The organism is Glutamicibacter sp. BW78 (genome assembly GCF_002332245.1).
GTDB lineage: Bacteria > Actinomycetota > Actinomycetes > Actinomycetales > Micrococcaceae > Arthrobacter_H > Arthrobacter_H rhombi_A.
The window spans coordinates 15,110-27,300 of sequence record NZ_NRGU01000038.1; the positions used below are offsets into that span (position 1 = coordinate 15,110).

8 protein-coding genes are annotated in these 12,191 nt (G+C 64.4%); 5 read left to right on the forward strand and 3 right to left on the reverse strand.

From position 1 onward, the window contains the following. Positions 1-95 precede the first annotated feature (95 nt). From CIK75_RS10335 to CIK75_RS10350, 4 genes are all read left to right on the forward strand, one after another. The gene (locus tag CIK75_RS10335; RefSeq protein ID WP_086995473.1) at positions 96-1,316 is read left to right on the forward strand and encodes an acetyl-CoA C-acetyltransferase; all 1,221 of its coding nucleotides are present in this window, start codon (positions 96-98) and stop codon (positions 1,314-1,316) included. A 28-nt stretch (positions 1,317-1,344) separates the two neighbouring features. Then, positions 1,345-3,507: a 3-hydroxyacyl-CoA dehydrogenase NAD-binding domain-containing protein gene (locus tag CIK75_RS10340; protein WP_086995470.1), complete on the forward strand. Its 2,163-nt coding sequence runs from the start codon at positions 1,345-1,347 to the stop codon at positions 3,505-3,507. A gap of 78 nt (positions 3,508-3,585) precedes the next feature. After that, a complete protein-coding gene (locus tag CIK75_RS10345; RefSeq protein ID WP_096224076.1) occupies positions 3,586-3,966 on the forward strand; it encodes a metalloregulator ArsR/SmtB family transcription factor in 381 nt (126 codons plus the stop codon). After that, entirely contained in the window at positions 3,963-4,886 is a 924-nt protein-coding gene (locus CIK75_RS10350; RefSeq protein WP_086995464.1) for a cation diffusion facilitator family transporter, read from the forward strand. Before CIK75_RS10345 ends, CIK75_RS10350 begins: the two co-directional genes overlap by 4 nt. 31 nt (positions 4,887-4,917) lie before the next feature. Here CIK75_RS10350 and CIK75_RS10355 read toward each other — a convergent pair whose 3' ends face one another. The 3 genes from CIK75_RS10355 to CIK75_RS10365 are packed head-to-tail and all read right to left on the reverse strand — an operon-like array spanning position 4,918 to position 10,546. Continuing rightward, positions 4,918-8,268, reverse strand: coding sequence for an ATP-binding protein (locus CIK75_RS10355; RefSeq protein WP_096224078.1), 3,351 nt, complete (start codon positions 8,266-8,268; stop codon positions 4,918-4,920). Next, positions 8,265-9,092, reverse strand: coding sequence for a DUF4194 domain-containing protein (locus CIK75_RS10360; RefSeq protein ID WP_096224080.1), 828 nt, complete (start codon positions 9,090-9,092; stop codon positions 8,265-8,267). Before CIK75_RS10360 ends, CIK75_RS10355 begins: the two co-directional genes overlap by 4 nt. Then, positions 9,089-10,546 (reverse strand): DUF3375 domain-containing protein, encoded by a 1,458-nt coding sequence (locus CIK75_RS10365; RefSeq protein ID WP_096224082.1) that lies wholly within the window; start codon positions 10,544-10,546, stop codon positions 9,089-9,091. The genes CIK75_RS10360 and CIK75_RS10365 overlap by 4 nt, the downstream gene beginning before the upstream one ends. A gap of 180 nt (positions 10,547-10,726) precedes the next feature. Here CIK75_RS10365 and CIK75_RS10370 point away from each other — a divergent pair, with 180 nt between their 5' ends. After that, the gene (locus tag CIK75_RS10370) at positions 10,727-12,133 is read left to right on the forward strand and encodes a polysaccharide deacetylase family protein (RefSeq protein WP_096224084.1); all 1,407 of its coding nucleotides are present in this window, start codon (positions 10,727-10,729) and stop codon (positions 12,131-12,133) included. Positions 12,134-12,191: the final 58 nt, after the last annotated feature.

The following is a 12,191-nucleotide window of genomic DNA, read 5'->3' on the forward strand; positions in this document are numbered from 1 at the left end:
TCTTGTACGGTTGTATAGGTGGGGGTAGTCTCGGGATATGGCAGCTCACGGAACACTGCTGCGTCCGCCCCTTCGACCTTCATCGTGAGGTACTGATGACCACATCATCCCAAGCACTCATCTACGATTCCATCCGCACACCCCGAGGAAAGGGCAAGCAGAGCGGATCCCTTCACGAAGTGAAGCCGATCGACCTTGTGGTCGGGCTCATCGACGCCCTGAGGGAACGTCACCCGGGGATGGATACCCAGCTCATCGACGATATCGTCCTCGGTTGTGTGAGCCCGGTGGGGGAGCAGGGGATGGATATCGCCCGGATCGCCGCCCTGAAGGCGGGACTGCCCTGGGAAGTCGCCGGCGTCCAGCTCAACCGCTTCTGTGCCTCGGGACTCGAAGCCGTGAACCAGGTGGCGGCCCGTGCCCGCGCCGGATGGGAGGATCTGCTCATCGGCGGCGGCGTCGAATCGATGTCCAGGGTTCCGATGGGCTCCGACGGAGGGGCCTGGGCCATGGACCCGGCCACCGCATGGGCCACCAATTTCGTTCCCCAGGGAATCGGCGCCGATCTCAGTGCCACCGTGGAGGGCTTCGATCGCTCCGACGTGGACCGCTTCGCCGCGCAAAGCCATCACCGGGCCGCCACCGCGTGGAAGGAAGGCCGCTTTGATCGTTCGATCGTCCCGGTCCGTGACGTGAACGGGCTGACGATCCTTGACCATGATGAAACCATCAGGCCCGAGACCAGTGCGGAAACCCTGGCTCCGCTGAACCCCTCTTTCGCGAAGCTGGGCGCCCAAGGCGGATTCGACTCCGTAGCCCTGGAGGAATACACCTCGGTCGATGCGATCAATCACGTCCACCATGCGGGCAACTCCTCGGGGATCGTCGATGGTGCGGCCCTGGTCCTGGTCGGGAACGAAAGCGCCGGCCAACGTCATGGGCTGACCCCGCGGGCACGTATCGTCGCCACTGCCGTCACCGGTTCCGAGCCGACCATCATGCTCACCGGCCCCACCCCTGCCTGTCGCAAGGTCCTCAACCGCGCCGGCATGAAGGCCGGGGACATCGATCTCATCGAAGTCAACGAGGCCTTCGCTGCGGTACCGCTGAAACTCATGCGGGATATGGGCTGGAGCGAAGAACAAACGAATGTCAACGGTGGCGCCATCGCCATGGGGCACCCCCTGGGGGCTACCGGCGCCATGATCCTGGGAACCCTGGTCGACGAACTTGAACGGCGTGATCTCGAGCGTGGCCTCGCCACCCTCTGCGTCGGCGGCGGCATGGGCATCGCCACCATCGTTGAACGCATCTGAACCACGCCGAGCCGCAGAGGAGAAAAACATGAGCAACATGATCGACTGGACACGCGACGACGACGGAATCGTCACCCTGACCATGAACGACCCCGAGGCCTCGGTCAATACCATGAACGATGCCTACCAGGCCTCGATGGCCGAAACCATCGATACGCTGGAAGCGCAGCGGGAAGAGGTCACCGGAGTCATCCTGACCAGCGCCAAGAAGACCTTCTTTGCCGGCGGGGACCTCGAAGCGATCTATCGGACCACCCCCGAAGACGCCGAGAAACTCTTCGACCAGGCCCAAGCCATCAAGGCCCAACTGCGGCGCCTCGAGCAGCTGGGAGTCCCCGTGGTGGCGGCACTTAATGGGACGGCACTCGGCGGCGGCCTGGAAATTGCGCTGGCCTGTCATCGCCGTATCGCGGTGAACAGCCCCGGAATCAAGTTCGGCCTCCCCGAAGTAGGGCTGGGACTGCTGCCCGGTGGTGGCGGAATCATCCGGATGGTGCGCATGCTGGGCATCCAGAACGCGTTGATGGACTGGTTGCTCCAGGGCCAACAGCGTGACCCCGATGCCGCACATCAGCAGGGTGTCGTGGATGAACTGGTCGACAGCCCCGAGGCACTGCTTCCCGCCGCTCGGGCCTGGATCCATAGCCAGCAGCAGGAGGAGCCGAATACCCAACCCTGGGAGGCGAAGGGATACAGGATTCCCGGGGGAACCGCGGCATCGCCATCGATGGCTGCCATCCTTCCGTCCCTGCCGGCACTGCTGCGCCAACAGCTCAAGGGGGCAGACCTTCCGGCGCCCCGGGCGATCCTCGCCACGGCCGTGGAGGGGACGCTGGTTGACTTCGATACGGCATGCCGCATCGAGTCGCGGGCCTTCGCCAGCCTCGTGGTTGGTCGCACGGCCAAGGCCATGATCCAGGCGTTCTTCTTCGATCTGCAGTCGATCAGTTCAGGCCGGCTCCGCCCCCAGGGGCAGAAACCGCAAAAGGTCGGCACCGTCGCGATCCTCGGCGCTGGGATGATGGGCGCCGGGATCGCGTATTCCTGTGCTCGGGCAGGCATCGATGTGGTGCTCAAGGACGTCGATCAGGCGGGTGCCGAGAAGGGCAAGTCCCATGTCTCGGATGTGCTCGCCCACCAGGTTTCCAAGGGGCGGCTGGACCAGGAGTCGGCGGATTCGATCCTGGCCCGCGTCCAGCCGACGGGTCAGGCCGCAGACCTGGCAACGGCAGACGTGGTCATCGAGGCGGTCTTTGAGAACCTCGAGCTGAAATCCGCTGTCTTCGCCGAAGCCGAAACCGAGCTGCCCGCCGAGGCCCTGCTGTGCTCGAATACCTCGACGTTGCCTATTTCAACGCTGCAGGCCACGAGCGGACGCCCCCAGGATTTCGTGGGGCTCCATTTCTTCTCCCCGGTGGAAAAGATGAAACTCGTGGAGATCATCCGAGGAGACCAGACCTCGGATGCCACCGTCGCCCGGGCCTACGACCTGGTCCAGCAAATCCGGAAGATCCCGATCACCGTCGGGGACGGTCGCGGGTTCTATACCTCCCGGGTCTTCGGGACCCTGATCATGGAGGCCACGGCATTGCTGGAGGAGGGGGTGGATCCGCAGGTGATCGAACGCGCAGCCACCCAGGCGGGATTCCCCGCACCTCCGCTGGTTCTGCTGGACGAGGTCTCGCTGACGCTGGCCCAGCACACCCGCGCCGAAGAAGAAAAGGAATACGCGGCCTCCGGTACGGTCCGCGAACCCGCCGCGGGCGAACGGCTCGTGGACACGATGGTCGATGAATATGGCAGGAAGGGCCGAGCCGCAGGAGGCGGGTTCTACGACTATCCGGCCGACGGCGGCAAGTCCTTATGGCCGGGGCTCAGGGAACACTTCGGCCGCGGGACCGAGCTCCCCTCGAAGGACATCCAGGACCGCTACCTCTTCCGTATGGCCCTAGAGACGGCCCATTGCTTCGAGGACGGTGTCCTGACAGATACTGCCTCGGCAAATATCGGCTCGATCTTCGGGATCGGGTTCCCTCCAGGGGCCGGCGGGACCGCCACCTTCATCACCAACCATGAGGGGGGTCTGGCTGGCTTCGTGGCCCGAGCCGATGAGCTGGCCGACGCCTATGGGGAAAGGTTCAGGCCTCGGGATTGGCTGCGCTCTCGGGGCGGAGCGGGCACTCTGGTCTGAGCCTCGTGGCGTGACTGCCGGTCTCGCGACGCGGGAGCGGTCCTCGAATTCAACGCCCTTAAGGGCTATCATCGTTATATGACGATGATAGTGCGGAAAGGCGAACCGACGACGGGACCGCTCGCGCCGGCCGCAGCCTTATTCCACGGGCTGGCTGATCCGACCCGATTGCTGATTCTGCGCCATTTGCGGACGGGGGAACATAAAGTCAGGGAGCTGACCGAACACCTGGGCTTGGCCCAGAGCACGGTCAGCGCACACCTGACCTGCCTGCGTGATTGCGGGCTCGTGTCCTCACGGCCGGTCGGTCGCGCCAGCATGTACTCGCTGGCCGAACCCGAGCACATCGACGTTCTCTTGGTCGCTGCTGAGACACTTTTGGCGGATAGTGGAACCGAGGTGGCCCTCGCCTCCCACCACTGGCATGAATCCCACGGCACCGGGCCGGAATGCCGATGAGCCATTCACACTCCCACGACCACAGTGGTGGAGCCATTGAGCACCGCCCCCGGTTGGCCATTGCCTTTGGCATCACCGCGGTGATCCTCATCGCCGAAGTCGTTGGCGCGGTGATCACCGGTTCCCTGGCCCTGCTGGTCGATGCAGCCCATATGCTCACCGATGCCGCCGGACTGCTCATGGCCCTGACCGCGGCCACCCTCATGGGCCGCCCGGCCACCGACCGGCGGACCTGGGGCTTCCGGAGGGCCGAAGTGCTGTCGGCCACCGCACAGTCCACCCTGCTGCTCGCCGTCGGGCTCTACGCCATGATCGACGGGGTCCGCCGGCTCTTCGCTCCGCCCGAAGTAGCAGCCACCGGACTGTTGATCTTCGGGATCGTCGGCCTGGCCGGAAACATCATTGCCATCATCGTGCTCAGCTCGGGCCGCGGGGCCAACCTGAATATGCGCGCGGCCTTCCTGGAGGTCGTCAACGACGCCCTGGGCTCGGTGGCGGTGATCGTCGGTGCCATCGTCATCACCACGACAGGGTGGATGCGTGCCGACGCGCTGGCAGCCATGTTCATCAGCGCCCTGATCCTTCCCCGCGCGTTCCGGCTCCTCCGCGAAACGACGTCCATTCTCCTGGAATCGACGCCGCGCGGACTCGACCTGGATGAGGTCAGGAAGCACCTGCTCTCCCAGGATCTGGTGCTCTCCGTCCACGATCTGCACGCCTCACAGATTGCCACCGGCCTGCCGGTACTCACCGCACACGTCGTGGTCCACGAAGATGCCTTCCATGATGGGCGGGCCTCCAGCATGCTCGATTCATTGCAGGACTGTGTGGCCGGGCACTTCGACGTCTCCATCGAACATTCCACGTTCCAGATCGAAACCGAACGGCACGCCGAACACGAACAACGCTTCCACCCCTAGCCACCGGCCGCACCGGCCCGCGGCAACGGGGTCAGCGCAGAATGATATCCGTGGCGAGGGCGGGGGAACGTCCGGTTTCGACGAAGCCGGAAATATTGGAGGCCGGATGCTTGATGATGTCCGAGACCGACCCCAGATGCAGGGCCAGATCGATTTTGTCCTCGGGGGCTGCCAGCAGCAGTTGGAACCCGAATTCCTGGAGGGCGTTGATACCGGCAGCAGCATATTCCGAGTTGGCTTGAATGAAGGCCTCGTCGATCATGACGGTCCCGTAGGTCGTGAAGCCTTGTAAGGCAAAGCCCAGCTGGTAGGCCAGCGCGGCGCCCATGATGAACGACGTGAACCGTTGGCCCTCACCGCCGGAGAGCGTGCCCGGTTCCAGCCCGTTTTCGACCTCGCCGCCTGGCTTATGCTCATTGCAGCTGATCCGCACATGCTGACGGACGTCCAAGACGGTGTCCCGCCAGGCTTGCCGTGCGGGGTCGTCCAAGGCATCCACCAGTAGTTCCAGCGCCTTGTAGTTGGCGCTGAGCTCCTCCACCCCGCGGGAGCCGTACGCGTTCCCGAGGGCATCCTTGAGTGCCGTCCGGAACTCGCGGGCCTCCTCCGGGATGACCGTGGAGACTTCCAGCCGCAAATGTGAACCGTGTTCGAAGGGCACATCAGCCAAGATCTGGTTCAACGGCAGGATCCGTTCACCGATCCCACGACGTTCTTCCTCCAAGAGTTGTAGGAGGTCCGAGAAACGTTCGTAGGAGCGGTTGGAGAAGTATTCACGGAACTCCTCTTGACGTTGGGGGAGCCCCTCCTGGACGATCGCTCGGTGCAGCGCCACATAGTGGGGGGCACTGTCGACCCCCGTACCGAAGGAAGCCGAGGTGGTGACCCCGAAATCGCGGGCAAACTGACGGAACGTCTCGGTCAGTGCCGCCTCGGTGGAAAAGACGAGTTCGCGTAATTCGGTGATGCGTTCGCCCAGATCCAGTGCGGTCGCCGAGACCGCAGCATCGAGTTCGGCGAGCTCGAAATCCTCTCCGGCTTCGAGCCGGCGCAATGCTTCGGCCAGCAGCGGTTCGGCGGAGAGCTCCTGGCGGGCCTTCGCCTCCGGCGCGGCAGCAGCGCTCGAGCTGCGGGCCGCTTCGAGGAGGGAGTCAGCGGTCGCCGCCCGGGATTCGAGCGCCGCGGTCTGGTTGCGCAGCACCGCCAGTTCCCCGACGGAGGATTCCAAATCGGTGCGGGCCTGCTCCAGGGCGGTGCGCAGCGCGGCGAGATCGGTGCTGGAATCCATCGCCTCGGCCATCCGGGTCTCGAGTTCTTCCACGGCGGCGGTTTGGACCGAGGAATCCAGTGCGGAGAAGGGGCGCTCGTCGGCGACGAGCTCGCGGAGCAGCGAAAGTTTGCGGGCCAGCGAATCCTTGGAACGGCTGCGTTCGGTGGCCAGTTCCTCGGCCTGCGCCCGATCGGTTTCCAGTTGGGCGACCTGGACGTGGAGTTCGGAGATCTTCTCCTCGTTCGTGAAGCCCAACAAATAATCGGAGGCCGCCACGGGGCGGGTGTCGCGTTCGAAGGAGCCACGGCCCGCTTTGATCGTCCCGGCCCGGGAGATGGCCCGACGCTCTGCATGCAGGGCGGCATCGGTGGCGACGCAGATGAAATCGTGGTCGGCAGCGATCTTGCGCTCCAGCCACTGGCCGGCCTCGGACTGTTTGAACTCCAGTTTCGTCACCAACGACCGCGGATCGGCGGTCGCCACCGGGTCGCCATCGTGGCCGCCGGGAGTGTGGGCCGAAAGGTCGATCCAGCGCAACCTGCCATACCCCTCCAACCGGTCAGCCGCGCGGGTGACGCGCTCAATATTCTCCCCACTGACCAATAAGGTGGTGGCCAGCGAACGGAGCGCCTTCTCAGCTGCCGGACGCCATTCACCGGCGCCCGGCGCCATATCCATGAGCTCCCCAGCGAACGGTAGGTCCTCGGCAGTGATTCCTGTTTCCGAGCAGATCCGCCGGCGGGCCGCAGCAGAGAGCCCGTCGATATTCGAGCCCCTGCGGGCATACGAGTCGATGTCTTGACGTAGTTTCTGCGCCTTCTCCCGCGCTTCCATGGACGCGGCGATGGCCTCGTGTTCCATGGTGGTCGCATCCTTGGCCACACCCTGCAACGTTTCTGCGGTCACTGCCGCCTGGCGGCGGGCTGCCTGGAGACCGGAAGCCGAGAACGTCAGCGACACACCGGCGTCGTGCATGCGGGTTTTCAGGGTGGAGGCGATTCCCCGGCGTTCGGCCAACCGTGAGCGGGCCGCCTCCAGGTCGCGTTCGAGCGCCTGGACGGCCTTGCCGCCATGGGAATCATGCTGTTCGGTGAGCGAACGCACGCGTTCGGTCAGGACGGTCCGGGTTTCGGAGGCCTCGGAGATGGCGGTGCGGTTGGCCTTCAGTTCGGCGGCGATGGTGCCGGATTGGGTGCCCAGGAGTTCGGCGGCCAAATGTTCGCGCAGCAACGGTAATTGATACCTGGCCAGATCTTGGGTGTGGCGCAGGGATCCGCTGAGCTCCTGGTGGCGTTTATGCTGCTCGGGCACCAGTTCCAGGGCATCGCGTTGGGCGCGGGCCTCTTCGAGTTGGCGGTGGATCCCGCGCAGATGGGAGAAATCCTCCACGGCTCCGGCGGCAGCCTTCAACGTCGAGGGGACCTCCAAGACCTCATACCGGAAAAACTGGTTGACCCCCCGATCCAGGCCCTTGCCATTCTGCAGGGTGCGCAGCAGTGAGAACGCCTTGTCGTTATCGATGCCCAGGCGCCTGCGGAACCGTTCGGCGAAGGTGCGGTGGACATCGAACGCCTCAAAACCGGGCAGCACCTTCATCAGGGACGACGGCGAGAACCTGCGGGAGCCGTGCTCCTCCAGGGCTGCCGTATCCAGGGTGCCTTCACCGATCACATAGTGCTTGCCGACCTGGCCTTCCAGGCCTTGGGCGGGCAGGTCGAAGAGGGAGGCAATGCAGGTCTGGGTGCCCAGCCCGTCCTCGAAAGTCAGGGCCACGGCGCTCCAGGTGGCGCCGGGACGTTGGTAGAGCGTGCCGGCTTCGGTCTTGAACCGCCGTCCGCGCATATAGGAGTACGTGGTGCGACGGTCCTTGCGGGTGGAGGCCTCGTGGGCCGATTCGTTCAGTCGTGGGGCGGCATGAAAGATATGGCCGATCCCGTCAAAGAGCGTCGATTTGCCGACGCCTGGGCGGCCCGTGAGCAGGGTGCCGTCGCGGTCCACATACAGTTCGTGCCGGCCATGGAAGGTTCCCCAATTGATGACCTGAATCGAGCACAGGCGTTGCTGTCCGGGATTGATGGCCGCCCCGAAGGGCAGGGTCTGGGAGATGGTCACTGGGCCGCCCCTTCGGGGTTCGTGGGGGTCTCGGGGTCATCATCGTCGTCTTCGGGTTCGGCGTAGTTCTCCTCCGGTGCATCCGGTACGACGTCGGAATCCAGATCCAGTGTCGGCTCCGTGGCCTCGTCGGCGGCCCGGTCCAGGGACTGCAGGTAGGCGGGGATCTCATCGATCGAATCAAAGGGCAGGGCCAATGCCAAGGCTCCGGAGACCCGATATTCATGCTCGAGCTCGGTGGGCAGAATCAGTTTCAGGGCAGCCAGCCGAGCCAGGGAGGAATCGGTGAGTTCCTCGAGTCGTTTATCGTCCAAGGCCCCGGGATGGCGGTGTTCTTCGAGGATCTCCCGGGCGCCGGCCCGGGAAATGACCGGGTCGGTTCCGGTGCCGGCATGGCGGTCCAAGAGCAACCTCAATCGCAAGGCCAGAAGCGTCTCTTCGCGGCGTAGCGGTTTACGCGGGACGATGGCGGTCGTATGGACGGTCTCCGTCGGAACCGGGACCAGCAGGGCGATCTTGCGTTCGGTATCGACCTGCAGTTTCAGGAACAGTTCGGCCACGAAGGCGGAAATCTCGGTGCGTCGATCCAAAACCAGTTGCCACAGCCGGGCGTCGGCGGCACCGTCCAGATAGGGCCCGCGCAGCAACCGGATCAGTGCCTGGCGCAGCGCCAACTCGAATCTGCCGGTATCGCCGTCGAAGAGCTGGCCTTCGGCCCGGCGTCCCGAGGAGATCGACGCGAAGCCGGCTTCGCCGTCGTCCCTCCAGGAGTCGTCGGCACCCTGCGTGGCGAGGGCGGGGGAGTCGGGGTCCAGCTGGCTCATTCGGTGTCCTTCGCGAAGGTGATCACGGGCAGGTAGGCGGTGCGTTCTGAGCCGTCGACTTGGCTGAAGGTGATCGACTCGAACCGTGAGGTGTCCACGTCTCGTCCCGAGGTGCGGGCAGCCTCGATGAGGTAGCGAATGGTGTTCACATGGTGGTCGCCGGCCTCGAGCCCGGTGAACACTGAACCGAGGGTGAGGGGCCCCCGGGCGGAGGCCAATGCGGTGGAGATCGCCGCGTCAAGCCGGTCGGAATCTGCCTTCGGGGTGCTGGGGGTGCGTCGAATGTCGGCACGACTCATTGCCGGAGGCTCGGCCAGTTTCGGTGGTGCCACATGCTCTTGCGGGTCGAAGATCCCCAGACCAGACAGGGTAGAAAAAGCGGGCGCGTACAACGTGACCTCGGTCACCGGGGTCCGGGCGGTGAGGGACTCGGAACCGGCGACCGCCAGTTCGGCGGACCGCACCGCCTTGCGGAGCAGAACCGAATCGCGGAATTCGTCGGATTGGACGAAGGCGTGCAGTGACTCGGAGAGCTTGCCGTAGCTGGCATGCACTTCGGTGGCCTGGCGGCGTAATTCACGCAGCAAGGTGGCCAGGGTGTGGCGTTCCTGGGCGTTGAGCCCCTCAACGAAATCGCGTTCGAGGACTTCGTTGATGGCCTGGCGGAAACGGCGTTGCCGGAGAGGATCGTTGAGGAACTCGGTAAAACCGCGGAACGTCTCGCCCTCTGCGGTGCTGCGCAACTGGCGGTCGCCTTCCAAGACCCGGCCGACCGCCACCCCCTTGGCCACCGAACCTTCCATGATTTCGCGCCTGACCTGGTGGAGCATATGGCGCACACCATCACGCATCCGCTTGAAATCTGCCGGCAGGTTGGCGGCAAGGTCCAAGATGCTGCGCGCCGCCGCCACGGCCCCTTCGGTCGGCAGCACTGCCGGGGCGGCCCCGGAGCGCAGGGCCTCCACGCGTTCGGTGCGTTCGGCGATCTCGGCTTCCAGCTGGCGGATCCGTGCCTCGGGATCGGGATCCGTCTCATGGGCCAAGGATTCGATACTGGTCAGCAGGGTGTTCAGCCGCGAGGAGTTCAAATTGGTGCCCGAGCCGGAGAACCCCTCAAGGAAGGTGAGTACCCGGGCCGTATGCGCCGTCGGCTCGTAGACGAAGGAGCCGTCGATGAGCGGCCGCGCCAGATACCCGGCACGAACCCACGAATCTGCGTAATGCTGGGCCCGCCAGGCATCGTTCAGTGGTGTCCCGGCGGAGCGGAGATGCCGCAGGAAGGCCTGCAAGGAGGCATGGAACGGTTCCAGGCCGACCCGTGGACGGGCCTGGGTGAATTCGGCCCGCAGGAACGCGACCGTCCACGGCGCAGCCGACAGCAGTTTCCAGGCGGGTGAGGACCTGAATTCCTGCTGGTCGGCCCACGTGGCGACGGCGGGTTCGGTGGAAGGCATCTGCTACTTTCCGTCCCGCTCGGTGGGGGACGACGATTGATGGGTTGTACTCGAAAAGGGAGCCGCGGCAGCGGGGCGAACGTGGTCCGCAACGTCGAGGGCCGGATGGTCATTCTAGGCCACTGACGACGTGTCGCGCGCGTCGGGACCGAAGAGCGGGACTAGCGTGGGAGTCAGCGGATGTTTGAGGGCACCCCCGCCGGCACTCGTCCGCTCGACGCGCTGAAAGAGGTGGCAAAAATGTCTTCCGCCTGGGGAATACGTTCCACTGGTGCCCTGCTTCTCTCCTCGATGGTGGCCGTTTCGCTGGCCCTCTCGGGCTGTGTCGGCCCGAGCATGAACCAGGACGGACCTCCAGGCGGTGGCAACTGGGCTTCCGGCCCCGGCACGGCAGCGGATGGCGAAGTCGATGGCCCTTCACCTGAACAACAGCGTGAAGCAGCGCTTGACGCGGCAACGACGGCGGCCGCGCAGTACGACTACTCCACCGCCCTGAAACAGCTCAAGGATCTTGAGGGTGAGGACGTGTCCGAACTCACCGGGAAAATCGCTGCCCAGCAGGAGAAGATGGTGACGTGGGAGGACAATTCTCAGATCTCCCACCTGTTCTTCCACTCGCTGATCGTGGACCCGAAACGGGCCTTTGCCCCGGGCCCCAGTGCGCAGGGATATGCGGACTACATGGTCACGGTCAAGGAATTCAAGGCCATCCTCTCCTCCCTCTACAAAAGGGGCTATGTGCTGGTCAATCCGCACGACATCGCCCGCGAAAACGCCGACGGTGAGATGGAATACCGGCCGATCAAGCTGCCCAAAGGAAAGAAACCGCTCGTCCTCTCCGAAGATGATGTGAGCTATTACGAGTACATGGACGGTGACGGCTTCGCCACGAACCTCACCGTGGACGAGGACGGGAACATCACCAATACCTACCAGGCAGCCTCCGGGAAAACGGTTCACGGGGACTACGATCTGCCCACGATCGTGGACGCCTTCGTGCGGGAGCACCCCGATTTCTCCTACCGCGGGAGCAAGGGCATCCTTGCGCTGACCGGCTATAACGGGCTGCTGGGGTACCGGACTAGTGAGATCGAATATGGGGATGATCCGAAAATCGACGTGAAGGCGCAGACGAAGAAGGCGAAGAAGGTTGCCGGCGCCCTGAAGGACAACGGCTGGGTGTTTGCCTCACATACCTGGGGCCACTCCAATGTCACGAATTCGACGATGGCGCGGCTGAAAGCCGACACCAAGAAATGGGATCGGGAAGTCCGCCCGATCCTGGGGGATACGGATTTGCTGATCTTTCCGTTCGGCGCCGATATGTCAGGCATCGCCACCTACTCCGGGGCGAAGTACAAACTGTTCAAGAAGGCCGGATTTGATTTCTACTTCGGCATCGACACCTCGACTCCCGCCTGGATGCAGCTCACCGACGACTATCTGCGCCAGGCTCGCATCAACGTGGATGGGTTGAGCATGAATGCGGCGCTCAAGGGCAAGCACCATGTCCTGGAGAAGTTCTTCGACGTCAAGAAGGTCATCGATCCGGCCCGCCCCCAGCACGCCACGAAAGACGATGGCTAGTCGCCGAGGTTCACCGACACCCCGGCAGATCCCGACATGGACGACAGCACCACGCCGG

Coding starts and splice junctions, on each gene's coding strand:
- CIK75_RS10360 (WP_096224080.1), bottom strand. CDS start 9,092: ATGAGCCAGCTGGACCCCGACTCCCCCGCCCTCGCCACGCAGGGTGCC.
- CIK75_RS10335 (WP_086995473.1), top strand. CDS start 96: ATGACCACATCATCCCAAGCACTCATCTACGATTCCATCCGCACACCC.
- CIK75_RS10365 (WP_096224082.1), bottom strand. CDS start 10,546: ATGCCTTCCACCGAACCCGCCGTCGCCACGTGGGCCGACCAGCAGGAA.
- CIK75_RS10340 (WP_086995470.1), top strand. CDS start 1,345: ATGAGCAACATGATCGACTGGACACGCGACGACGACGGAATCGTCACC.
- CIK75_RS10350 (WP_086995464.1), top strand. CDS start 3,963: ATGAGCCATTCACACTCCCACGACCACAGTGGTGGAGCCATTGAGCAC.
- CIK75_RS10370 (WP_096224084.1), top strand. CDS start 10,727: ATGTTTGAGGGCACCCCCGCCGGCACTCGTCCGCTCGACGCGCTGAAA.
- CIK75_RS10345 (WP_096224076.1), top strand. CDS start 3,586: ATGACGATGATAGTGCGGAAAGGCGAACCGACGACGGGACCGCTCGCG.